Source organism: Pseudomonas sp. R1-6 (genome assembly GCF_051132115.1).
Classification (GTDB): domain Bacteria; phylum Pseudomonadota; class Gammaproteobacteria; order Pseudomonadales; family Pseudomonadaceae; genus Aquipseudomonas.
In genome coordinates, this window is the sequence record NZ_CP071662.1 from 3,588,138 (window position 1) to 3,614,298 (window position 26,161).

At 55.3% G+C, this 26,161-nt stretch carries 27 protein-coding genes and 1 pseudogene; 12 read left to right on the plus strand and 16 right to left on the minus strand.

Annotated elements, in window-relative coordinates; all coding sequences use genetic code 11:
* Positions 1–79 precede the first annotated feature (79 nt).
* Both J3P81_RS16135 and J3P81_RS16140 read left to right on the plus strand, forming a co-directional pair.
* Positions 80–721 (plus strand): hydrolase, encoded by a 642-nt coding sequence (locus J3P81_RS16135; RefSeq protein WP_434559751.1) that lies wholly within the window; start codon positions 80–82, stop codon positions 719–721.
* 141 nt (positions 722–862) lie between these two features.
* Complete coding sequence (locus J3P81_RS16140; RefSeq protein ID WP_434559753.1) at positions 863–1,420, plus strand: nuclear transport factor 2 family protein; 558 nt, start codon at positions 863–865, stop codon at positions 1,418–1,420.
* Positions 1,421–1,603: 183 nt separating this feature from the next.
* Here J3P81_RS16140 and J3P81_RS16145 read toward each other — a convergent pair whose 3' ends face one another.
* Positions 1,604–2,248, minus strand: a complete 645-nt coding sequence (locus tag J3P81_RS16145) for a hypothetical protein (RefSeq protein ID WP_434559755.1) — start codon at positions 2,246–2,248, stop codon at positions 1,604–1,606.
* 369 nt (positions 2,249–2,617) lie between these two features.
* On the opposite strand from J3P81_RS16145, the gene J3P81_RS16150 reads away from it, so the two are divergent.
* On the plus strand, positions 2,618–2,827 hold the full coding sequence (locus tag J3P81_RS16150) for a hypothetical protein (protein WP_434559757.1): 210 nt from the start codon (positions 2,618–2,620) through the stop codon (positions 2,825–2,827).
* Between the two features lie 459 nt (positions 2,828–3,286).
* Here J3P81_RS16150 and J3P81_RS16155 read toward each other — a convergent pair whose 3' ends face one another.
* Both J3P81_RS16155 and J3P81_RS16160 read right to left on the minus strand, forming a co-directional pair.
* Positions 3,287–3,673 (minus strand): response regulator, encoded by a 387-nt coding sequence (locus J3P81_RS16155; RefSeq protein ID WP_434559759.1) that lies wholly within the window; start codon positions 3,671–3,673, stop codon positions 3,287–3,289.
* Positions 3,670–3,960, minus strand: coding sequence for a hypothetical protein (locus J3P81_RS16160; protein ID WP_434559761.1), 291 nt, complete (start codon positions 3,958–3,960; stop codon positions 3,670–3,672). Before J3P81_RS16160 ends, J3P81_RS16155 begins: the two co-directional genes overlap by 4 nt.
* Before the next feature lie 931 nt (positions 3,961–4,891).
* On the opposite strand from J3P81_RS16160, the gene J3P81_RS16165 reads away from it, so the two are divergent.
* Together J3P81_RS16165 and J3P81_RS16170 are read left to right on the plus strand one after the other, a co-directional pair.
* The gene (locus tag J3P81_RS16165) at positions 4,892–5,707 is read left to right on the plus strand and encodes an alpha/beta fold hydrolase (RefSeq protein ID WP_434559763.1); all 816 of its coding nucleotides are present in this window, start codon (positions 4,892–4,894) and stop codon (positions 5,705–5,707) included.
* Complete coding sequence (locus J3P81_RS16170) at positions 5,697–6,863, plus strand: ATP-binding protein (protein WP_434559765.1); 1,167 nt, start codon at positions 5,697–5,699, stop codon at positions 6,861–6,863. The genes J3P81_RS16165 and J3P81_RS16170 overlap by 11 nt, the downstream gene beginning before the upstream one ends.
* Positions 6,864–7,214: 351 nt before the next feature.
* Here J3P81_RS16170 and J3P81_RS16175 read toward each other — a convergent pair whose 3' ends face one another.
* A complete protein-coding gene (locus tag J3P81_RS16175) occupies positions 7,215–8,141 on the minus strand; it encodes an AraC family transcriptional regulator N-terminal domain-containing protein (protein WP_434559767.1) in 927 nt (308 codons plus the stop codon).
* Between the two features lie 138 nt (positions 8,142–8,279).
* Here J3P81_RS16175 and J3P81_RS16180 point away from each other — a divergent pair, with 138 nt between their 5' ends.
* From J3P81_RS16180 to J3P81_RS16190, 3 genes are read left to right on the plus strand one after another with little or no spacing between them, the layout of a single operon-like run.
* Positions 8,280–9,023, plus strand: coding sequence for an SDR family NAD(P)-dependent oxidoreductase (locus J3P81_RS16180; protein ID WP_434559769.1), 744 nt, complete (start codon positions 8,280–8,282; stop codon positions 9,021–9,023).
* A 19-nt stretch (positions 9,024–9,042) separates the two neighbouring features.
* Entirely contained in the window at positions 9,043–9,444 is a 402-nt protein-coding gene (locus J3P81_RS16185) for a VOC family protein (protein ID WP_434559771.1), read from the plus strand.
* Positions 9,441–10,418 carry a saccharopine dehydrogenase family protein gene (locus J3P81_RS16190; RefSeq protein WP_434559773.1) on the plus strand — a complete coding sequence of 326 codons (978 nt, stop codon included), beginning with the start codon at positions 9,441–9,443 and terminating at the stop codon, positions 10,416–10,418. Before J3P81_RS16185 ends, J3P81_RS16190 begins: the two co-directional genes overlap by 4 nt.
* A 31-nt stretch (positions 10,419–10,449) precedes the next feature.
* Here J3P81_RS16190 and J3P81_RS16195 read toward each other — a convergent pair whose 3' ends face one another.
* Positions 10,450–11,052, minus strand: a complete 603-nt coding sequence (locus tag J3P81_RS16195) for a TetR/AcrR family transcriptional regulator (protein ID WP_434559775.1) — start codon at positions 11,050–11,052, stop codon at positions 10,450–10,452.
* A 155-nt stretch (positions 11,053–11,207) separates the two neighbouring features.
* On the opposite strand from J3P81_RS16195, the gene J3P81_RS16200 reads away from it, so the two are divergent.
* The 3 genes from J3P81_RS16200 to J3P81_RS16210 all read left to right on the plus strand — a co-directional run bounded on the left by J3P81_RS16200 (position 11,208) and on the right by J3P81_RS16210 (position 13,309).
* Positions 11,208–11,948 (plus strand): SDR family NAD(P)-dependent oxidoreductase, encoded by a 741-nt coding sequence (locus J3P81_RS16200; RefSeq protein WP_420765745.1) that lies wholly within the window; start codon positions 11,208–11,210, stop codon positions 11,946–11,948.
* Positions 11,949–12,100: 152 nt separating this feature from the next.
* Entirely contained in the window at positions 12,101–12,511 is a 411-nt protein-coding gene (locus J3P81_RS16205; protein ID WP_420765744.1) for a VOC family protein, read from the plus strand.
* Positions 12,512–12,829: 318 nt separating this feature from the next.
* Entirely contained in the window at positions 12,830–13,309 is a 480-nt protein-coding gene (locus tag J3P81_RS16210; protein ID WP_434559777.1) for a hypothetical protein, read from the plus strand.
* 2,276 nt (positions 13,310–15,585) lie between these two features.
* Here the strand turns inward: J3P81_RS16210 and J3P81_RS16215 are convergent.
* From J3P81_RS16215 to J3P81_RS16265, 11 genes and pseudogenes are all read right to left on the minus strand, one after another.
* Entirely contained in the window at positions 15,586–15,843 is a 258-nt protein-coding gene (locus J3P81_RS16215; protein WP_434559779.1) for a hypothetical protein, read from the minus strand.
* Positions 15,840–18,356, minus strand: a complete 2,517-nt coding sequence (locus J3P81_RS16220) for a host specificity protein J (protein ID WP_434559781.1) — start codon at positions 18,354–18,356, stop codon at positions 15,840–15,842. Before J3P81_RS16220 ends, J3P81_RS16215 begins: the two co-directional genes overlap by 4 nt.
* Positions 18,357–18,416: 60 nt before the next feature.
* The gene (locus J3P81_RS16225) at positions 18,417–18,992 is read right to left on the minus strand and encodes a tail assembly protein (protein ID WP_434559783.1); all 576 of its coding nucleotides are present in this window, start codon (positions 18,990–18,992) and stop codon (positions 18,417–18,419) included.
* 461 nt (positions 18,993–19,453) lie between these two features.
* Complete coding sequence (locus tag J3P81_RS16230; RefSeq protein WP_434559785.1) at positions 19,454–20,347, minus strand: hypothetical protein; 894 nt, start codon at positions 20,345–20,347, stop codon at positions 19,454–19,456.
* A gap of 242 nt (positions 20,348–20,589) precedes the next feature.
* Entirely contained in the window at positions 20,590–21,375 is a 786-nt protein-coding gene (locus tag J3P81_RS16235; protein WP_434559787.1) for a C40 family peptidase, read from the minus strand.
* A gap of 3 nt (positions 21,376–21,378) precedes the next feature.
* Entirely contained in the window at positions 21,379–22,062 is a 684-nt protein-coding gene (locus tag J3P81_RS16240; RefSeq protein WP_434559789.1) for a phage minor tail protein L, read from the minus strand.
* A gap of 40 nt (positions 22,063–22,102) precedes the next feature.
* A complete protein-coding gene (locus J3P81_RS16245) occupies positions 22,103–22,477 on the minus strand; it encodes a hypothetical protein (RefSeq protein ID WP_420765733.1) in 375 nt (124 codons plus the stop codon).
* A 314-nt stretch (positions 22,478–22,791) separates the two neighbouring features.
* A pseudogene (locus J3P81_RS16250) lies at positions 22,792–22,986 on the minus strand (terminase large subunit domain-containing protein); the annotation flags it as partial.
* Positions 22,973–23,434 carry a DUF2280 domain-containing protein gene (locus J3P81_RS16255; RefSeq protein WP_420765718.1) on the minus strand — a complete coding sequence of 154 codons (462 nt, stop codon included), beginning with the start codon at positions 23,432–23,434 and terminating at the stop codon, positions 22,973–22,975. The pseudogene J3P81_RS16250 and the gene J3P81_RS16255, both read right to left, overlap by 14 nt.
* Positions 23,435–23,466: 32 nt before the next feature.
* On the minus strand, positions 23,467–24,090 hold the full coding sequence (locus J3P81_RS16260; protein ID WP_434559791.1) for a putative metallopeptidase: 624 nt from the start codon (positions 24,088–24,090) through the stop codon (positions 23,467–23,469).
* Between the two features lie 301 nt (positions 24,091–24,391).
* Positions 24,392–24,724 (minus strand): phage holin, lambda family, encoded by a 333-nt coding sequence (locus J3P81_RS16265; RefSeq protein WP_434564128.1) that lies wholly within the window; start codon positions 24,722–24,724, stop codon positions 24,392–24,394.
* A 252-nt stretch (positions 24,725–24,976) separates the two neighbouring features.
* Between J3P81_RS16265 and J3P81_RS16270 the strand changes: the two genes are divergently transcribed.
* Entirely contained in the window at positions 24,977–25,246 is a 270-nt protein-coding gene (locus tag J3P81_RS16270; protein WP_434564129.1) for a hypothetical protein, read from the plus strand.
* Positions 25,247–26,161 lie beyond the last annotated feature (915 nt).

Consider the following 26,161-nt stretch of genomic DNA (forward strand, 5'->3'; position numbering starts at 1 on the left):
TGTCGAGTTTGGACCGGCTTCGCCTAAAGAAAACAGGCATGAGCTGATCTTCCATTTCACCCAACAAGGATAGCTATCCATGACAAGCGAAACGATGCGTAATCCACATACCGACCATCTCATCACGCCTCAGAACTCAGCACTTCTGATCATTGATTATCAGCCGATTCAGGTCTCCTCCATCCGCTCGATGCCGCGCGAGGAACTGGTCTTTAACATCACCAGCCTTGCAAAAGCGGCGGTGAGTTATGGCGTTCCAGTCGTTCATACGACGGTGAATGTCTCGTCCGGCCTCAACAAACCACCGATTGAGCAATTGCAGGACGTCCTCGGTCACCTTCCGATCTACGACCGCACCACCGTGAATGCTTGGGAAGATGTCGAATTCAAACAGGCCGTTAAAGCGCTCGGGCGTCGCAAACTTATCGTGACCGCGCTGTGGACAGAGGTGTGCTTGGCGTTCCCTGCGCTTGATGCGCTTCTGGAAGGCTACGAAGTATATGTCCCCGTGGACGCAGTGGGCGGTACCTCGGTGGCGGCCCACGAGGCTGGGCTCCGTCGTATTGAGCAAGCCGGCGGCAAGATGACCAGCCGCGTCCAGTTGTACTGCGAGTTCCAGCGCGATTGGGCTCGTAAGGAAACCGTCCCGGGCTTCATGGAAGTTTTCCAAAGTTATGACGGGTTCAACCCGGAGAAACCCGTCGCAAAAGGCGCCAACTAAGACCGGCCTCACCTTCGGGTGGACAGTAGCGGCGGCTCGAGCAGCCGCCGCTACCCTGTGTCGAGGAAATCCAAGAGCCAGTCCTCCATCGCCCCGTCCCCCCAACGTACTGCAAACAATAGTTAAAAACGGAGAATGCACATGACCATGTCTGAGACCAATTTGTCACCTGACGCTTCGACTGCTAACGCTGTGGCGGCACCGTCCACTAGCGAAGCGAAGGCTGCTGCTGCGCTATCGGTAGTCATGGAATTTCTGGCCAATACCGCGCCCGATAAGGTTGAAGCCGCTGCAGCGAAGCTGGCAGCTCCGGACGCAACTTACGTTTCTCTCAACTTCGACAATCCAGAATTAAAAAAAATCATGCCCTGGACCGGAACTAACAAGGGCCCGAAAGCCTTTAGTTCCTTATTCATGCAGGTATCGGATTATTGGAAGATTGAAGACTTCACCATCAGCACTAAAATGGCATCCGGTGAGGATGTTGCGGTTTTCGGCAAGTTCACCTACCGATCCGTGGCAGTGGGACACGTATTCACATCGCCGTTTTCCATCCATGCCAAGGTACGTGACGGCAAGATGATTTATTTCCAGTTTATGGAAGATACCTATGCATCGGCGAGTTCGTTCAGACAGTCGGGTTCGTGGATGGTAAAGACATCAGCGGATTCAGCCCCTTTTACGGTGAAGGCAGATTAATCATCCGCGAGCACGCGAAAACCATTTGATAGGAAAAGCGGGACATGGGCCGAGTTTATCTTCTAGCCGGCTCCTGATCCAACCAAGCGAATCCATTTGACGGAACTCACAGCGCAGCGAAAGTAAATCTGTCCCCTTTTTCGTCTTTTTTCCTAGGGGGATTTCGGCAGCCGGCTGAGCTCGTCAGTTTTTGCAAACCACCTGCGGAGGCGATGCAGGCTCCAACTTTCGGGGAATCACAATTGAAGTACCAGGCAAAGTGGTAACTTCGAGAACCGCTAACACGCAGAGAAGCGCTTGCTCGCCATCTTTGTTTGGCCTGGTGCCCACCCCAACCAAAGCCTCGTAATCCTTCCCTGGCTCCAGCTTATAAACGAGTGCCTGGCCACCGCAGGACCAGTAAGTGCTGCCATTGCCACCTATGGTCGCGCCCAGGGTCGCAAGTTGAAATGGAAGGTCAGTCCTGACGCGATACTCGGCTACGACCTCTTTGTATGCCCCTTCGCCCATCCGAATGGCAGGGATGTACTGGGCAAGAGTAGGCGAAACTCGTTTCGGCATGCCAATGCTTGCCGAATTAAGAGGGTACTGCGGATAGTTGATGTTCGCCGTCCCGTCACGCCCGAAACGTCCGGCTTGAGCCATCTTGTGCCGGGTAGCAGGAGCACAACTGCCAACGATGCTATCGCCGTACACATCGGAGTTGGTGATGACACGAACACGCGCAATTGCCTCGGATTGAGCAGGCTCTTCGTATGGAACTGAAGGAATTCCAGAACAACCCGCAAGTACGACACCAAAAAGCGTTACGAGAGTGACAACTCGCATGACCATATCCCTATGTATTCGAAGTTCGCTGATTGGAAAGGGAACAAACCCAGCCGTAAAGAGCGGCAACAAAAAAGGGCCCACCTTTCGGTGAGCCCTTCTAGACCGCCCAGCAGAGCGGATTTTGTTTGGTAGGCGCGATTGGACTCGAACCAACGACCCCCACCATGTCAAGGTGACCGTACCTCCATACTAACCTATTGATTTGAAAAGAAAAACTTTCGTCTAATGCACTGCGAAAAACGGCTATAGACCCCTTTTAAAATCAATAAGTTAGCGTTGTATATTCCTACAGTATTTTCCTCCCTCGGCCCAACTGGCCCCCATCCCTATGCGCTGCTAATCTGACCCATGAGACAGGAGCTGCCGATGCCAAATCACGACCTAATCCCTTCGCTGCTACACAAAATCCATGAAAATCAGCTTGCCCTGGAGGCAGCCATTCTTGAACTGTCCAACTGGGTGGAGGCGCGCGGCTCAGTTGAAGTTGCCGACAACGTACGGGGGACTCTAGACACGATCGAAATGAATGAAGAGTTCATCAAGATGGCGCTCGCGGTTCTAATGACGCCTGAATGATCGCTTTCGGCCGATTTTGTTGCAAAAGTCGGTCTGCCCAAACTGCTGCTTAGGGGAAAAAAGCCTTTTTTCGCTGCTGCGTGAAATCCGAGTCCTGGAGCGTCTGCCAAAAATAAAAAATCAATCTCGGAAGCGTACTTTCCTGATGCGCAAACCATAGGCGACTTTTTCAACACAATCGGCCAATCGAGGCCGTTCCGCACGAAGATTGCCTCCTGTCACATTGCGTTCGCTAGCGGCTACCAGATATCGCCTGCATGCGTTCAGACCTATGACCAGAATTCCTGGCTCAAGGCAATACGCCTCCAGCCATAAGCAGCTGAGGAACAGCAGCTTTGATTCAACGAAGATATGCGCCAGAGCTGGTTTTTTTGTCAAGCAGTTGCTCTGCGGCCAGCTTCATGAAACAGGCAGCATTGAGGAAAAGGAGAAGTATTGGACTATCGAGGCTCAGCGCAACTAGCTCTCATAGATTTTCCCTGTGTCAAATGCCAGCGCAACAGCAATTCTTTCCTTCAGTTCTTCTTGCGAAAACGGCTTTTGCAATACGGGCCGCAAGGCAAACTCGCCCTGGAGTGCGGCGCGACCGTATCCCGAACTAAAGAGGAAGGGAATTTCGCGGTCGCGTAAAATCTCGGCGACGGGGAAGACTAACTGGCCGGCCAGGTTTACATCCAGCATCGCCAAATCCACCTCAATCGAGCGAGCGACGTCGCACGCCTTCCCGAGTTGGGCAACGGACGCAACGACCACGCATCCGAAGTCCTCCAACATATCCTCGATCAACATGGCGACTGCGCCCTCATCCTCGACAACGAGCACCCTGATTCCATTTAAAGCGTTCACAGGTAGTTCGCTCCGATAGGGAATGAGATGCGGCTAAACATCCCTGCAGCAAGAAACGGGAACTCAATCCTTTTGTCCTGACGACGCTCTATACAACGCGTCATCAAACGCAACCCCAAACCATGCCGCGTTAATTCAAAAACTTCACCCAGAATTACACCGTCACAGCTGAAGCCGTGCAGGCATACCGTACCGTTGTTGAAGGAATCTTTCGAATCGGTGTCTTTACACACCAGCTCCTGCGTCACGGCATGAAGCGCGGAGGCGTCCTGCAAATAATCGATCACTTCTTATTTTGCCATGCCTATCTTCGAATGCGCGCATATTAACCATAGCCACCAGCCGCGTGTCGTCTGCACCTATAAATTTACTGCCAACATGCCTAGATTCAACGCAGTTTAGAGCTCCGTTGCCACCGGGTCTTCGTCAGCCGGGAGCGGCGCCCCTTCCGGCAAGAGCAGCTATACGAGCCGCGGTCACGATCTCCATTACGCCTGAGTCCGAGCACGCTGCGCCACAGCCGAGGCACCTCCGTGATGTATCTGAGGATCCAGCCGTCGCTGTCGCACGAATAGACGGCGCGAGGAAACGTATCGAGCGTGTGCTCATCAAGATTAGCAATGTCGTACTCCTGAGCGCTTCGGGAAACTCTTGGAAACCGAAAGCGCATGACATCAGCTCTTCAAGCAAGTTATCAACGTTGACGCCTAGTCACACATGGTGTGCTCCGGATCCACAGCCTGCGAGCTGTGGGTCTCATTCTAGATTTTAGTAGGAGACTGGTCGCAGGGAAACAATAGGAGTGAGTCGTGTTGACTATTCATTCCTGGTATCGGTTTCATACGCTGGTTTCCGGGGCGCCCCTACAAGCTAAACATATTTGTGTCTGGGCCACTCCCGCGAGCGAATCTGACGCTATCGGGCTACGGTGCGAGCGTCCTGCTGCTACAACCGCCCAAACAGGTTATCTGCCAGCGCCTTTGATCGTGTTGGAGGAACAAGCTATCGGTGCGGTAGAAAATTACCCAGGTCGCTGGGGTACGTACAGCCGCCGCGATAATCTACACCCGACCCCGTGGCCAAACCCGTACCACAAAGGCCAGCGTCTATATCAATAGCCCCTCGCGTACGAATGCTCGATGAACTTAATAAATGACCTATCGACCCTGCCTATATACACTCCGAGGGACTTGGTCATTACCTTGTCTGGAAATGCACATGGATCTTAAACATCGCAACAACCTGAACGTGATGGGCGAAGGTCCAGCCACGCTGATTTTTTCCCATGGTTTCGGCTGCGACCAAACCATGTGGCGTTATCTCATAGGCCATTTCGTGGACCATTTCAGGATCGTCGTGTACGACCTCGTCGGCGCCGGCCGGTCAGACATCAGCGCGTATGACCGGACAAAGTACAACTCGCTGGACGGATACGCCTTAGACCTTAACGAAATCATTGACCAGTTCGCCATCGGGCCAGTGATTCTGGTAGGCCATTCCGTAAGCGCGATGATTGACGTCTTAGCTGACCGGCAAGTACCCGGTCGCATCGCTGCCCATATCATGGTGGGCCCATCTCCATGCTATATCGACTCCGACAATTATGTGGGTGGGTTCACGCTCGAAGACATCCAATCACTCCTCGACACTCTAGATGACAACTACCTCGGCTGGTCTAGCAATATGGCACCGGTCATCATGGGTGCGCCTGGGCAGCCCGAGCTGGGCGCTGAGCTAACCAATAGCTTCTGCCGTACCGACCCTGAGATCGCCAAGCACTTCGCAAGAGTGACCTTCATGTCGGACAACAGAGGAGACGTTGCTGGCTTGGCTACGCCGACCCTGATCCTTCAGTCTACCGACGACCTGATCGCTCCCGTTGTCGTCGGCGATTATTTACGCGACAGCATGCCCAACAGCACGCTCGTCCTAGTGGATAATGTGGGTCATTGCCCTCACATGACCGCGCCGGGCGCCTGCGCTGATGCCATGGGTAGCTTTGTACAGCCTTGGAAAGGGTTAAATGCACGGTAAGCCTCCACCGCTCGACCCGCAGAGGCTCTATGATGAGGCGCCATGCGGGCTGGTAGTGACGACAGAGGACGGAGCCATACTGCGCGCCAACCTTACGTTCAGGCGCTGTATCGGTTTCAGCGCACAAGAGCTTCGGAACAAGCGCTTTCAAGATCTGCTCACCATGGGCGGGCGCATCTTTCATCAGACGCACTGGGCTCCACTGATGAAGCTGCAAGGCTCTGTCGCCGAGGTGAAACTCGACCTGCTGCGTCGTGATCGAGGCAAAGTCACGATGCTCGTGAACGGGATCAGGCGCGAGGGGGCCAACGGTGTAGAGCACGAACTTGCGTTCTTCACATTATATGATCGAGACAAGTACGAAAGGGAGTTAATTAAAGCCCGGAAGCTCGCCGAAGAGCTACTGCAGCAGAAAACGGCTGCCGAAACGGAGCTCCGTCTGGCTCAAGCGGCACTGAGCAGGGCTTTCGAGAAAGCCCAGCAACGTGCATCATTTGCCGAGCAAATGGTCGCAATAGTAAGCCACGACCTGAAAAATCCACTGACAGCAATCAAAATGGGCACCGACGCGCTCGCACGCGGCGAGAGCCTCCCTAAGAAAATCAAGATACTCGGCTACATAACGCAGTCAGCTAACCGTGCAGAACGCTTGATCGCGGACCTGTTGGATTTGGCGCTGGCCAGGGTCGGACAAGGAATCATCGTCTCTCCTCGTGCCGTGGATTTTCATGATCTTATCCGCCGAAGCGTCGAGGAACTGCGCGTTGCGTTTCCCAACGCCAAACTTGTTCACCACGCAAATGGGACAGGCTCTGCGCAGCTTGACGCGGACCGAGTACACCAACTCCTCGGTAACCTTATTGGGAACAGCGTGACCTATGGTGACCTGGAGCGGCCGATCACGATTACTTCAACTGTGGATGATGACACTGCCCATGTATCGGTAAAAAACTATGGTGTTCCAATTGCGCCATCACTGATGACCCGATTATTCGAGCCGATGATCCGAGGCGCGGACCCCGAAGATGGCGTACGCAGCGTCGGTCTTGGGTTGTTTATAGTCCGGGAAATCGCCAAGGCACATGGCGGCCGGGTATCGGTCAGCTCCGATGATAAGGACGGCACTTCATTCACTGTCGCCTTTCCGCTCAATTAAGCTGCACCCTCCCGCAACTTGACCGCCTCCTAGCCCTGCTTGGTTTACCTCCGCGCTGTCCTGCTGTACTGCAGCTTAGCTGTCCACGTTCAAGGACGATAGGACAATGGTGCCATGGCATTGGCTGCTTTCCCGAAAGTAATGCAGGAACAGACTGGTCTGGTTGGAGGGGATTGTATCGTTAAATTCAAGGCCGCAGCCCTGCCCCTACAGAGTCGCTCATTGATCGCGGAGGCGACAGGCAGCTCCTGGCCAAAAGCGGACCTTTAAGACTTGTGGATTCTGGGCGAATCCAGTCATCCGCATACGCCTGAAATTGGTCGATTAAACTCTTTCCCAGTTGCTTGCTATCTAAATCTTGAAGGGGGCCAAATTCCTGCGCCTGTTAGATTCTGGAACCTTCGTTTTTCCGAGAATCCTTCCTGCATCCTTCGCAGGTGAAAGCCCAAATACCTTCGTATAGTCTCGACTAAACTGCGTTGGGCTTTCGTAGCCCACCTCGAAAGCTGCCGCCATGACGCTCTTGCCGCTGGCTACCATGAGCATCCGCGCCTGAAGTAAGCGCACTCGTTTTTGATACTGCAATGGACTCAACGTCGTCACCGCTTTGAAGTGGCGATGGAAGGCCGAGACGCTCATTGCCGCTTTCTGAGCCAAGCTTTCCACCCTGATCGGCTCCGCAAAATCTCGACGGATCCATTGAATGGCTGTGTTCACTCTGGCCATGGCGGTATCGGGCGCTGCGATCTCTCGCAGCATCCAGCCGTGGGGGCCTTGCAGCACGCGAAACAGTATCTCGCGTTCATAAGCAGGCGCCAGGGCTGCGATAGCTTCCGGGTTGCCCATCAATCGCAACATGCGCACCCATGCGTCCATTAATTCGGTCGTAACGGCCGCCACCGAAAAGCCCGGGTCGCTTTCATGGCGGCTGACAGGTTTGGGCAGGTCAGCCAGCAAGGTTGATAACACGGTGGGATCAAGCGTGAGGCTTATGGCCAGATAGGGTTCGCCCGTTGCCGCAGGGTGCACTGCGCCCACCGCAGGCAACTGAATCGACATGACGAAATAGGTCGCAGGGTCGTATCGCAGCGTGCGGTCGCCCACGGTCATGGTTTTGCTGCCCTGCAGAATCAAGTTGATCATCGGATCATAGACTGCCGCCAACATATGCTCGGGGATTTTGCCTTGGACCATAGCGACGCGGGGAATGCCAGTCTCTGTGCGGCGGTTTTCGGCCTTGGCGGCGAGGATGCGGAGTTCGTTAAGTTGTTCGTTCATGCTGGCCATGCTGAATGTCACAGCAGGAGCAACGCAAGCAAAAAGTAGAAACAGGCAGATTTCGAGTAGGAACGGCTGCGTCCGCAGTGACCAGCGCCCTTAATGTGGAGGCTCATTCAATCAATCAAGGAGTACGTCATGGGCGTTATCGTCATTACCGGAGGCAGTCGAGGGATCGGTGCGAGTGCAGCAGAACACGCCGCCCGGCGCGGTATGGGTGTCATTCTTACGTACAACCAGCATCCGGACGATGCGGATGATGTGGTGCGACGCATTGAACGAGCGGGCGGCAAGGGCGTTGCGCTTAATCTCGACGTGGCGGATGTGGAAAGTTTCAAAAGGTTCCGCGATGCCATCCTGTTAGTGCTCCGGGAGACATGGGGCACAAGCACCCTCTCAGGTTTAGTTAATAACGCCGGCTACGGCCTGTTCAACCCGCTGGCGTCGGTCAGCGAGGCTCAGTTTGATGGTCTTTTCAAAGTCCATCTGAAAGGCCCTTTCTTCCTGACGCAGACCTTGCTGCCATTACTGGAGGAGAACGCCAGCATCGTCAATCTGACCAGTGCTACTACACGCGTGGCCACCACCGGGGTGGCGCCGTATGCGGCGTTCAAAGGTGGACTGGAAGTGCTCACGCGCTACATGGCCAAAGAGTTCGGTGATCGGCGCATACGTGTCAATGCGGTTTCACCTGGGGCGATTCGAACCGAGTTAGGTGGCGGGCTCAATGATGAGTTTGAGGCGATGCTGGCTGAGCAAACGGCGCTAGGCAGAGTCGGTGAGCCCGAAGATGTGGCCCGCGTCATTGCCATGTTGCTGTCCCAAGACGGGGCCTGGATCAATGCCCAGACCATCGAAGTCGCGGGCGGCTACATCATCTGAACGATCGGGAGACGTTGCCATGCTGGATCATATTTTTCTGTCTGTGAGTGACATTGAGCGCTCTATCCGTTTCTACGAAGCTACGTTGGCGCCGCTGGGTATCACCGCGCGCTTGGACTACGATGGCAAGGACGGTCCGCCTGGGCATCCGGACCTGAAAGGTTTCGGCGCCAAGGGCCGGATGTTTTTCTGGCTGCGTCAGGGTGAAGTCGAAGGCCGAGTGGTACATGTCGGTTTCGTCGCAGACAGTAAAGCTCAGGTTGCGGCGGCCTATGCGGCAGCGTTGGCTCAGGGCGCCGTCGATCAAGGAGCACCGGGGGCGCGTCAGCACTACGACCCCAACTACTACGCGGCCAATGTTCTGGATCCTGACGGATACAGCCTGGAATTCGTTTACAAGAACTGGCAGCACGCCCAATGAAGAAATTGATGATTTATGGCGCAACCGGCTATGTCGGGCGCATGGCGACCGACTATGCAGTGGCGCAGGGACTGGACGTTGTCATCGCCGGGCGCAGCCACGACAAGCTGCGCGCTCTGGCCGTGCAGCTGGACGTTCCTTATCGCGTGTTTATCCCTGATGCCCCGACGACAGGATCCCTGGAAGGCATTGGCGTGCTGGTGAACTTTGCAGGACCCTTCGCGCGGACAGCCGACGCCTTGATGCGGCTCTGCATCAAGGCTGGAGTCGACTATCTGGATATCACGGCCGAGATCAATGTATATCGGTTGGCCGAGCAATTGGGTGATGAGGCGGCTGGGTCAGGGGTCATGCTTCTGCCTGGCGTCGGCTGGGACGTAGTGCCGACTGACTGTCTGGCGGTGCATGTCGCTCGCCGGTCTAAAAATCCGCAGTCGTTAAATATTGCACTACAGGTCGCGGGCTCCATGTCACGTGGGTCAGCACTGAGTGTTAGCGAAATTGTTGGAGCGGGGCTGCTGGCCCGGATTGATGGAGCGCTTCTTTCAACTCCCGATGCGCAACCGCGACACTTCGATTTTGGCGACGGCCAGGAGCTGTGCGTACCTTTGTCGTTCGGTGATTTGGTCACCGGCTGGCACTCCACCGGCATTCCCAATATTGCAATATTTGTACATTTTTCCGGTGATCCATTACCTGACGGAGATCTTTCAAAAATTCCCGAGGGGCCGAACGCGCAACAGCGCGAAGCTCATCGCGCTCGGGCAGTGGCCGAGGTGACTGGCGCTGACGGCACTGTGGCACGTTCAGTGATCGAAACCGCCAACGGTTACACCTATACGCCGATTGCTGCCATGGAGGCGGCACGCCAAGTATTGAACGGCGTGCGACGACCGGGTTTTGAGACACCGGCAAAGCTGCTGGGGGGCTCATTCGCCGAGAGCATCGGCGGTACGACCATCACTGATTACTGATTGATCGGACGATAGTGCAGATGTTGTTTACTCAGGATTCCACTGCGCTGTCGTCTGCCTCGAACTCATGGGCAAGCAACCTGCCGGCAATCCGTGCGACGTTCACCAAGCGCTCGCTGGACATCCCACTGCATGCCGCTGCAGACAGCCCCCGCAGGGTGACCAGGATGTAGTCAGCCCGGGTCTGCGCAGCGTCCGGGCAGACTTGGTCCAAATACCGGCGGATCGCCTGGATTCCAGCGTCGCCGAATTTCTCCGCCATGTTTCGAGCGACCGGATCGTCCGCACGCAGGCCTTCGGTGATCAGGCAACCACGCAAAGCGCTATCTCGCGCGTACTGCTGCGCAGCGGCAATCAGCAGCGAGGTTAGCGCTTCGGCGGGAGGGCGATCCGGTGCCAGCAGTCTGTCCATTGGCAGCGCGTTTTCTGCGGCATAGCGACGCATTGCTCGTTCGAACAGTTCGGCCTTGCTTCCATAGGCGGCGTAAAAGCTCGGCGGCTTGATATTCATTGCCTCGGTCAGGTCGGTCAGGCTGACAGCGTCGTATCCACGCTGGTGAAATAGTGCTTGTGCGATGGCTATCCCTTGCTTCCGGTCAAAGGCGGAACGGCGCTGTCTGGGTTTTTCGTTCATGGCTATTTCTCTAGGTGATACGCCACTGTAGTGATCGCTACATGCAAGTTCAACCGCTTCGGTTGTACCTTTTATTTAGTAGTCACTAAATAACTTGCAGAGGACGTCCTCTCTATGTAGTGTTCACTACATATTCGACAGTTGAGGTTCATCACATGCAATTCAAAAACAAGGTTGTGCTGGTTACTGGCGGTTCTTCGGGCCTCGGCTTCGCAATCGCCGAAGCATTCGTCAGCCAGGGTGCGGATCTGATCATTACCGGGCGCCGCCAGCCTCAGCTAGACGAAGCAGCAAGTCGCCTCGGTGGGAATGTTTCTGCGGTGCGGACTGATATCTCGGACCCAGCCTCCCTAGGGGAACTGTTCAAGCATATCGGTGCGGTCCACGGTCGTATCGATGTATTGATCGCTAATGCCGGGATGGGTGAAATCGAGCCTCTAGGTGCAATCACCGAAGCGGGCTTCGATCGGGTGTTCGCGACCAATGTCAAAGGCACCACCTTTACGGTTCAGGGGGCGTTACCGCTGATGAGCGAGGGGAGCAGCGTTGTCATTATCGGCTCGACTTCTTCGATCAACCCTGGACCTGGTATGAGCGTGTACGGAGCAACCAAGGCCGCACTACGCGCGTTGGTGAGGAGCTGGATTCTCGACATCAAAGGATCGGGTGTACGCATTAACTTACTCAGCCCCGGGCCGGTGGACACCCCGTCCCTACGGGCCGTGCTTGGTGAAAATGCGCCACAGGTAATCGACTTGCTAAATGAGAAGAGCACCCTCGGCCGGATCGGCCAGGCACACGAGATCGGCCAAGCTGCGCTCTTTCTGGCGAGCGAGGCGTCGAGCTATGTCAATGGTGCCGAGCTGTTCGCCGACGGTGGAGCTTCTCAGGTTTGAACGTACATGGATCGGTCGACTCGCCAAAAGCTGACCTTCCGCTGAACGACGACAATGCCTTAACTGACAATCCGCAACGGGAAATATCATTCGCTTATAGATGACGAGCGCAACCATCCCGCCGAGTGAATCGGGGATGCAAGGAGTACCAAATGAGAAAGTTTGCTGGATCAGTAATCGATCATGTGGGCATTAATGTCTCGGACATTTTGCATGCTCGCGCCTTTTACGAACGGTCGCTCGAGCCGTTAGGGATCACATTGCTAATGAGCATCGAGACGGACCATCCGCATTCGACGCCTCGCAGACTGGGGTTCGGCTCCGCAGGCAAGCCATTCCTGTGGCTGCACGATGCTCCAGTTCCCAGCTACGGGGCTCATATCGCGCTGGTGGCGCAGAGTCATGGGGCCGTCGACGCATTCCATGCGGCTGCCATCGCCGTTGGCGGACAGGACAATGGCGCACCAGGGATCAGGCCTCAGTACCACTCCGATTATTACGCGGCCTATGTACTGGGCCCTGACGGAGTGAATCTGGAGTGTGTTTGCCAACGGACGCCTTAGTTGCCTGGGCTTTCATTAGGACCTGTCGGGTGGCATTCTTCGCCAGCTTTTCAACCACATCGAGCGTTTAGCCATGGACGTTTTCACAGGATTGAATGCGTTCATCTTTAGCCGTGGAGCAATTCTGATAACAGATAGCAGCGCCAACTCAAGATGTCTCGTCGCACGGCTGCAATCCTGAGGCTGCTCCTCTAGCCTGGTGCTAAATGGCTGCTCCTGGCCGAAAGCTGCCGTCGACGCGCTCGTCGCCTAGCCCTCGTAAGTATTGCCTTGCCTTGGATACTGTATGCACATATAGAACCGAGCAAGCGACCTCCCATGAATTTTGAACAAGCCAAAGCGCTGGGAATCAAGCAATGGCGCGATACGCTCGATGATCACGACTTCCGGTCACAGAAGCCCGAGGCGTATCGGTCCAGCCTGCTTTCGGCAAGCGCAAGGCTGGCCGAGGAGCGGTTGATTGATCGAGACGAACAGTTTGGCATGGATGAACTAGCGAACTTCGCATACTGGCTCGCAGTAGAAGAGCTGCAATCGACGACGGTCCTGTATCACAGCGCGTCTCAATACGACGTCGTCGCGCGAGACGGCTCCTCAAACCTTGGCACGATTCATCAATCAACCTTTTCGGAAAAAAGCGAGGGCGGCTGCATCCGCCCCTACGACGGAAATGTGTATCGCCAAGGTGGGGAGTTGAAGCTGATTTATAGCGCGGCGCCAACCACGGGCGTGATTGAGAGGTTTGTCCTTACCTTGGATGATGGTCGCCAGTTTACTTGGTTGAGACAGCCAGAATGATCTTGGGAGTTGTCTATACGCCCGTTGAAGATCCAGACGTCTACCGGTGGCTTGTCGATGCCCTGCAAATCGCGCGCGAAAATCGAAATTTAGTGCTAATGGAAAAGCTTAGGCCGTTTGCGGAACTGGCAAGGTTCGTCCTGTGTTCATCGTGCTTGGATCGGTTTGGCGAGCGCGACGATTGCCTATCTTGCAACGGCTTAGGGTTCGTCGAAAGACCGAAATGCCCAGGTAAACTTCCCTTGGAGCGTCGAGGTCCACTGGAAATAACCAGCGAACCCGGGGTGCAAGATGTGCGGCGGAGTTGAGGCAGCGGACAAAAATAGAGCCTATGAACGGGTCAGGGTGTATTTCCCGAACCCCAAAGCAGCAATTCCCGTGGTACTGCAGGACGGGACGGATCTTGGGTGGGTGCGATGGGGGCGCCGTCGAGAGGAGAAAGGCACAGGCCCATCAGGTGGGTGGGCAAAACTAGAGACGGTGGAACGAGGGGGATGGGAAAAGTATCACCCGCAGCGAGCGCTGGGACTTGTGCAGCGATACATGGAGAAAGATGCGGATCGCGTGTCGCACTGGTTCGATATGAACGAGGGCTTTGGGCTTGAATGCCTAATATTAGGTGAAGGCGATGCTCGGCGCGTGTACATAGTCACCACTTCCCCTCCTCCGGAATATGCATTCATACACGACCGCTGGCCGATGATCGGGCGGATTCCCGGCGGCACCGGCTGACCCCAGAGAGGCACCGCGCCACCATATTACTAACTGTTTTTCTGGCTTATCCTCTGGTCCCTACGAACCGAGGCTGCGCCATGGATAGACTAAGTAGGGCGGAAATTGAGGATGCCTTGGGACGCTTGCTACCAGGTAGCATGGTCAAATGTGTTTTATGGGGTGACGGTTCCGCCTCACTTACGGTAACAGGTGAGACCGGGGAATCATTTGCGGTAGTGGGACTGGTCCGAAGTGACTATCGAGGGGGAGCTGGATTGAAAAGCCTCGCTAAGCATATATTTGAGGACATTCAGCTAGCTCGACAGGGATTGAAAACCCACAGAGCGAAACCGATGTGCAATATTGGTAATCAATCCAGCACCACCGCCCCAACGCAGTACAAAGCCCGCCACTAGGCGGGTTTCTTTTTTTTTTGTTGCTAACCCTTGTTCGATTCATCCTTGATGGACCAGGCGTAGAACGCTACAGCTTCCTCAGCAAGCCTGCGCCATTCAGCGTTATCGATTATCCCCTTCTGCCTATATTCGTCAGCAATTCGGAGGAGAAGGCCGTACTGTCTTTCGGCGTCTGCTCGGCCTTCCGGCCTTCGAAGGAGCTCTCTCCACACATTAAGCGCCTGTTCCTTATTCAATCCAGCCATCCTCTCTTCCTCAACGTCGTCCTGCGGTGGAGCCTATCATCACCAAAATGTTCCATGCTGTGGATGGGTGGGCTAATCGATGTCTGGGCATCAGCTCCCGCATATTGCGTGACAAGCGCGCAAGTTAATTACGGCCCGATCACCGTCGTCGGTGATGGCGATAATTCGTTGAGCATGCGCTGGCTCGAATTGGGCTCTTTTCCTCCATGAATCCGCAGAAACCGCCCGCGGTGGCTGACCCAGCCAAGCCGCAGGAGGGCGCGGAGCAGATTGTGCTGCAGAAGGGCGAACCGGCCGATGCCTTCGAGTGGCTCAAGGTTAGCCACGTTATCGGCAACGCGCGCAACCAAGGGGGCCGAGCTAGCTCGCCCTGTCGCCGGTTTACCCATCTGACACTCGTCGCCAAAACACCCAATCGATCAACCTTGGCTCTAGCAGCGACTACGCTACAAAAGGCTTGATGGCCTGCAGCCTATTTCAAGGAAGATCAAAATGAGAGTCGCCACCTTTTTTCTAACTTCTTGCCTATCGTTCCCTTCAGCTGCAGGTATGCAGCTGGATTACAAATGGTCGTATGATGATGATTCAGAGTACTCCATCATTTCCTCTGTTGAGACCGGGCCTACCGTCCAGGCAGTTATTCGCCGCGTAGGCTCTTACTTTACCTCCTACACCATGATCGAGATCGACTGCACTACTAGGTACGTACGCCAAATGGGATACCACAGCAGCGTTGTAGGTGCTCAAGCTGCTAAGTACGACCTTCACAGCCGCTTTATCGAGGGAATGCTTGCCCACAAAGTACACGCGGTGCTGTGCAGAAGCTCACCTATGACGGAGGAACACTTAACAAACCTACCTGCCGGATAGGTCCCACCTAGTCGTCAGTGATATTAACCTGTTACCGACATGCTAAAACTGCTGCGACAAGCTCCCGCTCATAGCCCATGCGCTGCCGGCGCTCAGCCAGCAGCGCCCGGACTTTCACCTCGAGCGAGTCGGACTTCTTAAGCCCATCAGTTGCCCAGAGCGGTGCCGCCACCTCCTCGGTCTTGCATGGCACCTGCACGGGAATCTCCACCCGGACCGTTCGAATCTCAGGCTCACGACCGGCGCATCCCGCCAGCGCCAGCACACCAATCAGCAGCATCGCCTTCATAAGCCAAGCTCCCGATCGATGATGGATTCAGCCGCGGTGCACTGGGCGCCGCCGGTTCGCTCCTGCAGGAGGCGATTGGCTACCGCGTAGTCTGGCTGGGCCTCTTCCCTGGCCTTATCCTGCGCCAATGCGGCATTTCGCTCCCGCAACTCACCCGCCAGAACAAGCTCGCCCAGCTTCCGGCCTTGCTCGCCGGCCAACGACTCTAGGTTGTCACGGGCCAGAGTGGCCCGGGATAGGTCTTTGTTCGATGCGTCCAGCAGTGGCCTATAGTGGGCAGCAGCCAGCCACCCACCGAACCCCGCTCCTACGGAGAACAGCAGCAACGCCAGCGCGCCCAGGACCAACACCTTCGCCGTGTACCTCCCGGCATAGATCCCGCTGACGTCAATTGATGTCGTCCCGGTACGGCCTGCAAAGATCCAATCACCTTCATCCTTGCGCCAATACACCTCATAAGCGATTGCCGCTTCTGGCCTCTCCCAGGTAATTGTCATGACGCTAATCGCGCTACCCTGATCGACGAAATGGTCGTTACTGAGTGTCACGTTCGTTGGCGGCTTCTGAACGCTTGGGGGAACGACGCTGATTGGTGGACGCTCGATACGGCTGCCGTTGTCGATTGCACCGTATTTGCTCGAGTTGTGCCGTACAGCATTGATGGTGAACTTGATTTCCGTGTCCGAAAAATCTTCCGCTACGGACATCACCCGAAACTGTTGCACCGCCAAGGCAGGTGAGTCGATTGCCCACATGGAGTGAAGCGGTGGCAACGCCTCGAGGCTTTCCGACAGCACAACTTGTTGTACCTCAGCCGGAAAACCCGTGGTATCAAAAGTGATGTTGCCGTTGTCCCACGTGATGCCGGAGCTGTCCCAAGTCAGCGGATAACCCACAGACTTGATGGCTCGAGACACAGCCTTACCGTTGGGCATAATCAGGGTGATGGTGTCGCCCGGAAAGGCCGTCACATCCGCGTCGAGGACGAGAGTGTCGAGCGTTGAAGAACGCAGCCGGCCACCAATTCGGCGCCCAGCCCTGTCGTTATCCGCGATCCGGATGATCTGACCAGGCCGCGCCAAGGTGCCATCCAAGCCAACGGAAAAGCTGACGCTCTCTGTCTCCAGACGATTGGTAAGCAATGCCCATTTACCAACGCGCTGCGCCTGAGCCTGAGACGTGCATCCTGTAGCTGTGATTTCGGTTTGCTGGATGCCGTAACGAGCGATTCCGGGCTGGTCGTCTACGTACTCAACCTTCTGCCGGTAAAAATCCGAAGGATCGTTCCAGCTCACCAGGGCAACGGTATAGCGCGTCTTCTTGGCAGATCCGGTGTAGCTGAATTTCCCGTCGATGACGTTGGCATTCGAGTAGGTATAAACAGGATCCTCTGGTATATCGGCCACGGCCATGACGGAACCGGCAGCCCAGTACGCCATCCCACGGAACGCTGTCGCCAGATCCTGGAGCACGCGCAGCGCATCAGCGCGGACCGAAAGGTACAGATTGCAGGTGAAACGCGGCTCGGTGCCGCCCTTTCCGTCGGGGACTGGCTGATCGCAATACTGACCGATCCGATACAGCTCCCATTTATCCACCTGCCCCGCGTTCAGCAGATGGCCGAGCCCATAGCGGAAATGCAGCAGTAAGTCGTAAAAAATCCAGGCGGGATTATCTGTCCAGGCGCTTTTAAAGGTGCCATCCCAGACTCCCGTGTAGGTGCGCGTCTCTGGGTCATAGTTGCTTGGAACCTTGATGATGCGGCCATACAAATCGAACGAGCGAGTCGGAATCGATTGAAACTGCGACGCATCGAATTGCAGGCCGACGATGGCCGAACCTGGGTATCTCAGCTTCGCGTCGATAATCTCTGTAATTGCCTCAACGTTGGTGGTGTCTGATATCGCGGAGCTGGTGGCATTGGCCGTCAGACGGATCACGCGCACGGTCCAGCCTCTGGTCGCGCTAGGAAGGTCGACGCGGTGTGATCGTTCGTATTTTGTCGATGTTTTTCCGCTGAAAGCCGCGTCTAGCACGGACACAAAGGGACCGCCGTCGGTGGACAGCTCAATCCTGTATCGGACCGTGTATCCGTTGGTGTCGCCGTTTGTGGTGTTTGTCCGTGCAAGACGTGGAGTGGAAAGTCTGATCCGGACTGCCGAGAGTTGAAGATTGGTTACCGCGCGCACCCAAGGCTGGTCGGAGCGGAGCTCAACACCGACGGCAATTTCGCTCTCCACCGCGGGGAAGCCCGAGATGTGTAGTTGATCTTGACTGCCGGTTCGCACCTCTTGGCTGACGCCGCTGAAGTTCAGCGTTCCATCCGGGTTTGCCAGCGGTGTTTCATCAAGAAAAATGGACTGCATGCCGTTCGCCAAGCCTCGAATCTCACCTTCACTCACCAGGTCGAGAATTCGCGCGAAAGCGGTGCTTTGCAGGTTGTCCGGAGCCTCAACGGAAGGACGCGGCTTCGACTCACCACCCTTGCGTCCGGCTATGGCTAGCTGGGTCATGACTTTCCTTTGGGCGAAAAAAAGCCCGCTCAATGGCGGGCCTCGTGATGGATGCTTCGGTTACATCTGGTCTTCGGAGTAAATACCCGCGCTGATCACGGCGCTGCCGACAATCATGCGGCCATACAGCAGCGGGACAGGGTTGCCTTGGACGCTGGTATTAACCGGGCCGTTGAAGCTATAACTGGGTCGGTTGTTTGGGCTGTCTTGGGTGCCCAGACCTTTTGCCTGGGGACTGAGCATTTGCATCACCCCACCGGCAACCATGGCAATGCCGACCGGCAGAATCGGGCTGTAGACGAGGCCAACCACGATAAGTACGGCACCGATTATGGTTTGTAGCGCCCCGGCACGCTTTGAACCCTCAATAACTGGAACGATTCGGATGACATCCCTCCCCGTAGGCTTTCCGAGGTCGTCCTCTCCAATGTTCCTATTGCCATTAAAAATGGCAAAACGAAGGCCCTTATCCTTGCTCTCAAGCATAAATTTTTCGAAACCAGCAAACTGCTTGAAATAACCGATGATGTCGCGCCAGCCTGCTCCGGTCGTAATACGGTGCTCGCGCTTGCCAGTGATTTCAGCTAACTGCTTGGACACAATCACCGTTTGCATCTTCTCAAGCAACTGCGACATTTTTCCTCCGAACGAAAAAAACAGCCCAAGGCGGCTTTTATTATTGCGTGGTGAGTGATACATCCATGCTCATCATTTAGTCTTTGAATATCCTGAACTGCCGCTCCTTATGGTGGAGTCAAGTTCATTCAGGCCGCTTCCGCAGGACGATGCCGAGACAATATATGGTCACCTAGAGCCACACGGAATTACGCGGTCTCGCCTGAGCCGGTTTCTGCAGCTCGGCGTCCGTTGATGTTCACAGGAGTCTTACAGCCAGTGCTAACGCAGCCCTCACCGTGCGTCACTACCAACACAGATTTACCACCAAAGGGCGTCCTGAAATGCGAAAAAGCTTAGACGGCGGCACCGGATCGGCTTCGGTTGATCGGAGTCTGCCTGCTAGCGCAGGCAGACAAGACGACCTAACGGAGCATTAGGGCTAATTTCATTTCTCCTTCATAGAAAGACACGCCCTAGCACTATGGCACGAGCGGAGAAACAATCTCATCGGTGATTACTAGAGGGTCGTAATAGGAATTCGGACTGAACGTGAAATAAGCTGCACGCTTAGTATTTTTATTTAAGAGATTGTCACCTTTGTTAGGCCAAGAAGGATAGAGGGTCTCAGGGTCAGGTTTTCCGAAAATTTTGGTCAGATATTTTTCTCCAGAAACATAACTAGCCTTAGTTCCGGGAATGATGACCGCACTGTAGAAAACGCCATTAAAGAAACAGAGGGTTGCCTTATTTACCGGTTCCGCGCTGAATAAGCCAGTAAGGCCCTCTCCTTCGTAGCATACGTCTAGACCGTTCGCCTTAACTTTTTTCAGCGGCGATGGAACGTCAGAATATTTGCGGCCCAACTCGTACCCTAGCAGCTTTACCGAAGGAGTTCGATCTACGGGGATATCAAGATCGCCGACAATGAATTTGTATTGACGAGTCCCAACTCCCTGCAACTCCACTTCTATAAACAATTTTTTTGCGATCGAAACTGACCCGGCGAACGCCACTACCTGTGATGGGATCAGTTGTTTGCCATCTGTCGTCGCGAAAAGCTCCTCGGTGATTTTTCCCTCGTCAAATTTGACATTCACGTTACAAAAGGAGTTGTCGGCGGCGGGGCACCCCTCAGTTCGACCACTATTCAAGTTAAACACTACACCCGGCTTTCCATCTTTATCATCTAAAACCATTAAAGTAACGCTAGGTCCGTCGCCAGCCAGAGGGGATGATGTTTGGCTGAAGACTATAGTGCTTGTGCCGCGCATTTCGTCTTTGATTTCTGACTTCATCCATTCCGCATGGGCAAGAGATGCAATCATCGACCCCAACCCCAAAATAACCGACAGCAACGTTGCGCCTCTGTTCATCAATACCACTCCTGTGAAAGATGGCACCAAGATATCACCGGTTGGCCGGTGTACGAATCCCAGCACCGCAACGAATCGCGATGTAGTAACGCGATGCTTCGCTCACATGATTGGAAGATGAAGCGAAATGCCAAGCTATTTGACAGCTCACGAAAAATTTGCAATCAACCCGGGCAGGTGGGTCGATGACCTTTAACCATGTCCTGCCATGGCCCACCATAAACGATGACCTCGTTAGGATTTCAGGGCTGTTTTAGCAAAGGTTTTGCGTCCCGGTGACGCCAGTAACCAACGGTGACTTCAGACCAGTACCCGCCGTACACATCCCGCTTGCTGTCGCGGTTGTAGAGGTGATGAAGAATCGATCCGGGCGCCGGGTAGTGCTCTGGCTCACTCCTCAGCACACCGTCGGCCAGGTATATCCCCGCATGGTTGGGCACCGGTGAACGGATCTGCATCAGCACGATGTCGCCGTGCTGTGGTGCGGATACCTTTTCGAAGCCAGCCGCGGGCAAATTTTCGAGGTAGAGATTGCCGCCCTTATCCCACCAACCGTCTTCCCGCTCATAGCTGCCAAGATCGATACCCATCTCACGACGGTAAAAATCCAGGATGATGCTGAGACAATCATGCACACCGTGGACAAAATTGCGGCCAATCAGAGGTGCCTGATACCCAACCGGCGCGAAGCTCATCAAATTCCCAGCTCGCACTACACCGTCATCGCCTTTTCGCACTTCGAGAATGTGCCAGGGCAAGCCCGACGCTTCGCAGCAGACGCGATCAGCCTCACTCGGTGTGGCAGGATAATCGGGATGGCTGTGTACCACCGCGAAAATGTCGCCCCTGTCTTCAGCGGCTGCGTAATCCTCAGGCGCCAAGCGGAAATGCTCGTTCGGCGTCGAGGCGATGTTGCGGCATGGAACGTAGATCTCTTTTCGACCTACCCTCACCAACAGCCCACACGCCTCGCGCGGATACTCGTCGATGGCGTGTGCCTCGATTGCCGCTCTGTTTGCTTTGTTCATAGATCATGTCCGGAGCAGCCCCGCAGCGGGGAAAGAGCCATATGGGAGGGGGTTATTTTCGCCGAAACGTAGCTTGCAGCTAGTCAAGCGACCGCCGCACTTATCCTTGGCTGCGTCAGTGACGATGACATCGTTCTCGTCGGCAACGGGTGACCCGTTGTAGCCGCAATACGGACCTCGGTAGCCGCCACAGGAAAGCCACCAGCACACGTTGGCTACGATCTGTCTCCGAGGTAGTTGGACTTCAGCGAAATCCAGGGCCGTCGCCAGTTCGAACTGGACAACTTCGTTGTCCTCGGCAGCCTTGCGCTCGACATACCAAATATCTGGTGGAAGTTCTTCCTCTGGGTCCGCTTCGGGCTGCCCATCGAGATACTTGCCCAGGGTTCGATGGCGAATCAGTTTCGCGCCGACGAGATCTTCGAAATACAAAACCAGCGCAGTGATAAAGCCGTCAACGTTGCCCACGGAAAGAGTCGGCGTCGGTTGCGTCCCCTGCCCCGTCATCTCGAAGCCTTCAGCTTTAATCGGCCAAGGCGAATACTCTTTGCCCTGCCAAAATATTGAGGATTGCTGTGGGTAACCATGGAAGCGGTACAGCTCGGCGCCCAGCATCGTTGCATCGAGCTCAAAAAGCTCCACCCAAGCGCCAGGCTCCAGCGTCTGGATATCAGCCGTAATCGGCATGGAGTGTCCTCAGAAAAAATTAAAATCAGGCGAGTGGAGATCAGATGGGCCGTTTTGGGCGCTTTGCTTCGTCTGGGAAATCAGGGTGCCCTTCCTTCCAGGCTCTGAGCGCGATTCGATAGTCCCGCCATTGCCGATCTGTCCCAGGCAAGGCGGCAGGGTCAGAGTCTTCAAGCATCACGAGCTGTTCGGCCACGACGACCATCTCAGAGGATGCCCAATCCGCTTCCCTTTTCATCTGGATCTCCAGCAACGTTCTATCGGAGATTACCCACTCGCCTTTCTCCGATGCGGTGTAAAGCAGGGTCTTCTCATCATCGGGACGCTGACCATTCATTTGAATCCAACCATTAGGGCAGTCCCCACCCACCTGTTGAAAATTGCTGCCAATCTCAGCGTAAACGCACAAGGTCATGCATGGACTCTCCAGACTTTTAAGCGACAAGTTGCGGACGTCAGTCCTGTGGCTGTTTGTCCAAAGGGGTCGCCACTGGCGTTGGATGTGTAGCTAACTCGGCTCGCCCCCGTCTGAACGATCAAGGTGTTCAAGTCCAGTTGTGAGCCCTTGGTGCCGTAGCCGCCAGAGCTGTAGAACCAACCAGCATCGCCCCACTTGCCTCCGATCAGGATCTCCGCCTGTACAATCACCTCGTGCCCAGGGAACGGGTTGGCTACCGTGTAACGGCTGTTGATCGTCACCGTTGCGGGAGCTGCTTCTGTTCCGCCGTTCGGGTAGAAGATGTCTCGGATCTGCGGATAGGTCGGTGCGAAGTAGCCAGCGTTTACGCTCGGCCATTCCATGAAGTGCTTGCTCAGTGCAGAGCAACCCACCCAGGTCTTGCCGGAACCGAATCCAGCAACGAAAGCGCGAAACTTGTGGGGCAACGTGAGGAACTGAGCCTGGGGAACGTTAAGGCTCGGCATTCGGCTTCCTCGCATCCACTACGTCCACCTGGATACGAGTGGGAACCGCCGGCTCGTCGTCCGGCTCTTCCTTGCGCGAGCGGTTGACGTACATATCGCCCGTCTCTTTCGCCGCCTGCTCCAGGATCTGCATCGCGAGGCTGATGTTCTTCATGCTCTCGGCCTTCTCCACGAAGCGGTTCAAGGCGCGAAGGCGAAACGCTCGGTTGGCGATGGGGATCTCTGCCGTTTCTTCTCTGAAGCGCTTGCGAGTGTCCTCAAACACCGTCCGCCACTTCAGCGCTAAGTCGCGCCCTGCGTATTTCGTGGGGTCGTAGAACTCGCATTGCTGCCGACTGACTTCGAGGCCGAAGGTGTCCTTGACTGCTTGCGCCACTTGGCTTGGCGTATCGAAACAGGCAAGGGACTGCACAATGAAGCGCTTTACCTCATCTTTCAGGGCTGCCATATGGGTTTATTCCGTCAAAGTCTGGTCAAGTGTCAGGCCGACTTGAGGAGACAGGTTCCGCAGGCCCTCGCTATGTTCAGTTTCCCCACCTCAGCAGGGCTGTTTGCAGCATCCACCAGAGCTTGAACGTCAGGCGTAGCGCCGTAGCGGCGGACCACACCGACGAACTCTTCCACGTCGTGGCCTCGAAGCTTTATCTTCGGCTTACCGTCTTGGGTGAATGCTGGTTGACCGTACTTGTCGGTCGCGTGAGCTAGGTGATACAGCTCGTGTTCAATGAGTGCGCAGAACTCTAGGTCGCTGCATTGGGCGCAGTAATCGGCGGCCAGGGTGATGATGAAGCTCGGCACATCGCCGAACCAATCACGCATCTGCTGCTCCATCCGGGCCTTCTGCCAGCCACCGGCACGGAACGCCACTTGCTCGGCCTGGCCCAGGACTGTGCGGCCCTGCTTGTCGAAGCTCGCCGACGCCCACATGACCCGGACGTCTGCATCCAGTAGGTGAGCATGGTCTAAACTGTGAATGCTACCGGTGTCGGCAAGGATCTCGGCCTGGAGCCATTCCCACACTTCTGGCGCAGGGACCAGGCGCATGCCTAGGCCGGGAAGATCGGACAGGTCGAGTAAAGCTGCTGGCGGCATTGGTCGATTCATTTCTCCCCATCCCGCCCGTTCAACTAAGATCAGCTGTGTTCAAAAAGGAAATGAACAGGTGTCCCAGCGCATTGATGAAAAAGCTGTATTGAAGGCAGCATCTGCATGGGCGGAGCGAACCGGGAGAAACACCGAGAAGGTAAGCTCTACCGCTCAGGACGTCATGCGAAGGCTCAGGTCTAAACTCACTGCCTCCGTATATCAGGGCGCTCTCAAGCAGCTTCATGATCAATACACCAGGTGGTAGTGGTTTTGCCCCATATCGCGACACAGTTTGCTGATGCGCGAAACGTGTATCGCGCTACTCGGCCTTGCGGCCAGGGAGCTTGAAATCAGTCACCCGGTCAGCAATGGAGCGAATCTTCTCCACCCCAAGGAAACCAACCCAGCCACCAACGAATGTCGCCATGCTCTGGGGCAGCGAGAAGAACTCAAGTCCGCTGATGATCGTCAGGGCCAGGCCGCCACAGATGGCGCCCTCTACGATCATCTGGCGCCTTGTGCCACCACCGTACGTGATTCGCAGGACGGCCATAGCGCAGGACAACGCAGCCGCATAGAGGATTGGCGAATGCTGGCTCAACCACGTAAGCGCTATCGCCCAAGTGTCTGGTTTGTCTGGCATCTTCGGTATCTCAGCTTCCTCCCTTTCGGGGGGATATATACGAAACTCGGCGAAGGCCGAGCTGATCAGGGACTAATGATTATGCGGAAAGGCGGCCGCACTGAATTTTTTTAAGTTTGCGCAATCTATTTCTGAGCGCGTCGGCCCCTAAGCGGTCGAGCGGTAAAACCCCTAATGGGTCAGAAACTTAAGCATGGCTAGCGACTGCCTAATAGGAGCCAGCTGAAGGTGCAAACTCTTAACACTTACGAGATCCACTATGTGTTCGGCGGCGTAAAAAGGGTCACGCTTCACACTGCAAGCCAGATGAGTGACGGCGATGCCTGGACACTCGCAGCGATAGCATGTGGAGTATCTTTCAGCGTGATGTTGCACGCTCAACTATTGTCAGCTGTCAGAACAGTAGCACGGAGCCATGGAGTCTCAAATGTCCGCTGGAATCTTTCCCCTCGGTACGCAAAACCCAACACATTAGCTGCGCAGGGCATGGCGAGGACAGGTGATCTTTCTTCAGCCGTCATTGGCCAGTAATCGCTCGCGAGAATGAAATATTGCCAAGCACACCGCACGCCACCACAGTATCATTCTGATATTAAGGGTCTAGATCATGCCTTGGGAACGTTCAGATAAAAAGCGCTACTCGGGAAAGATCGAGGGCATCTTCGCCTCGATCACCGAGGCGTGGGATGTCGAAGACTTTATTGATCAATATCTTGTTCTGCGTGGATTCCAAGTCAACGACATGAACAGGGAACGCATTGCGCTACGGTTGGAAGCGGCTCCAGGGCGCCCACCCTATCGCGCAGTGCAGTTGGTAGCGTGGCTAGACGAGAATTACACGGCTGGTGCCCTGACCTCTAGTGAACGTTCCGAAGCTGATGCGAGAACGTCTCATGATCAGCCGGCCAGTACAACTCCCGCGGCGGTTTCAGACCGTTGTCTATTTCAGCCGCGTAGCGTAACTGACCTCGATACAAGTTCTGCAGGCGCCAAGCTTAACCATATGGAACTACCGAGCGCCACGTTCCCAGCACCGGTCAACCAAGTGGCTGAGCCTATGGCGAGCTCGACTGAGTCCAGGGTTACTTCAGAAATATACAAGCCGTTTGGAGACGGCCAGCGGGATACAGGTACGAATGAGCCCCCGCAATTTGCGCATTGCCGAAGCAAAAGCCATAGGGACTCTGTGTAAGTCAGCCCCAACGGTACCCACCAGGGCAATGGCTGTGGTGGAGCCGGAAACGAAAAGGCCTCTGCGGATGCAGAGATCCTCGATAGTGCTCGACCTGCTTTAAAGAGGAAGTTCAGTAAACTATTGGAATAGCTTTTTGACGAAAATCAATTTCTTCTTCGGTCAAATTCGCAGTATCTGGTTGTTGCGAGAGTATTGGGCATCCAATTGACATTGCTGCATGCCAAGCCCTCTGCCAGAGGACCCACCCACGC

Bases quoted from the DNA above. Each gene is read 5' to 3' on its own strand.
- J3P81_RS16245 (WP_420765733.1), bottom strand. From the start codon at position 22,477: ATGACCTTGTGCGTTTACGCTGAGATTGGCAGCAATTTTCAACAGGTG.
- J3P81_RS16195 (WP_434559775.1), bottom strand. From the start codon at position 11,052: ATGAACGAAAAACCCAGACAGCGCCGTTCCGCCTTTGACCGGAAGCAA.
- J3P81_RS16185 (WP_434559771.1), top strand. From the start codon at position 9,043: ATGCTGGATCATATTTTTCTGTCTGTGAGTGACATTGAGCGCTCTATC.
- J3P81_RS16225 (WP_434559783.1), bottom strand. From the start codon at position 18,992: ATGTCGCAGTTGCTTGAGAAGATGCAAACGGTGATTGTGTCCAAGCAG.
- J3P81_RS16260 (WP_434559791.1), bottom strand. From the start codon at position 24,090: ATGAATCGACCAATGCCGCCAGCAGCTTTACTCGACCTGTCCGATCTT.
- J3P81_RS16215 (WP_434559779.1), bottom strand. From the start codon at position 15,843: ATGAAGGCGATGCTGCTGATTGGTGTGCTGGCGCTGGCGGGATGCGCC.
- J3P81_RS16180 (WP_434559769.1), top strand. From the start codon at position 8,280: ATGGGCGTTATCGTCATTACCGGAGGCAGTCGAGGGATCGGTGCGAGT.
- J3P81_RS16150 (WP_434559757.1), top strand. From the start codon at position 2,618: ATGCCAAATCACGACCTAATCCCTTCGCTGCTACACAAAATCCATGAA.
- J3P81_RS16220 (WP_434559781.1), bottom strand. From the start codon at position 18,356: ATGACCCAGCTAGCCATAGCCGGACGCAAGGGTGGTGAGTCGAAGCCG.
- J3P81_RS16210 (WP_434559777.1), top strand. From the start codon at position 12,830: ATGAATTTTGAACAAGCCAAAGCGCTGGGAATCAAGCAATGGCGCGAT.
- J3P81_RS16200 (WP_420765745.1), top strand. From the start codon at position 11,208: ATGCAATTCAAAAACAAGGTTGTGCTGGTTACTGGCGGTTCTTCGGGC.
- J3P81_RS16255 (WP_420765718.1), bottom strand. From the start codon at position 23,434: ATGGCAGCCCTGAAAGATGAGGTAAAGCGCTTCATTGTGCAGTCCCTT.
- J3P81_RS16240 (WP_434559789.1), bottom strand. From the start codon at position 22,062: ATGCCGATTACGGCTGATATCCAGACGCTGGAGCCTGGCGCTTGGGTG.
- J3P81_RS16145 (WP_434559755.1), bottom strand. From the start codon at position 2,248: ATGCGAGTTGTCACTCTCGTAACGCTTTTTGGTGTCGTACTTGCGGGT.
- J3P81_RS16170 (WP_434559765.1), top strand. From the start codon at position 5,697: ATGCACGGTAAGCCTCCACCGCTCGACCCGCAGAGGCTCTATGATGAG.
- J3P81_RS16175 (WP_434559767.1), bottom strand. From the start codon at position 8,141: ATGAACGAACAACTTAACGAACTCCGCATCCTCGCCGCCAAGGCCGAA.
- J3P81_RS16235 (WP_434559787.1), bottom strand. From the start codon at position 21,375: ATGAACAAAGCAAACAGAGCGGCAATCGAGGCACACGCCATCGACGAG.
- J3P81_RS16190 (WP_434559773.1), top strand. From the start codon at position 9,441: ATGAAGAAATTGATGATTTATGGCGCAACCGGCTATGTCGGGCGCATG.
- J3P81_RS16165 (WP_434559763.1), top strand. From the start codon at position 4,892: ATGGATCTTAAACATCGCAACAACCTGAACGTGATGGGCGAAGGTCCA.
- J3P81_RS16135 (WP_434559751.1), top strand. From the start codon at position 80: ATGACAAGCGAAACGATGCGTAATCCACATACCGACCATCTCATCACG.
- J3P81_RS16230 (WP_434559785.1), bottom strand. From the start codon at position 20,347: ATGAACAGAGGCGCAACGTTGCTGTCGGTTATTTTGGGGTTGGGGTCG.
- J3P81_RS16140 (WP_434559753.1), top strand. From the start codon at position 863: ATGACCATGTCTGAGACCAATTTGTCACCTGACGCTTCGACTGCTAAC.
- J3P81_RS16205 (WP_420765744.1), top strand. From the start codon at position 12,101: ATGAGAAAGTTTGCTGGATCAGTAATCGATCATGTGGGCATTAATGTC.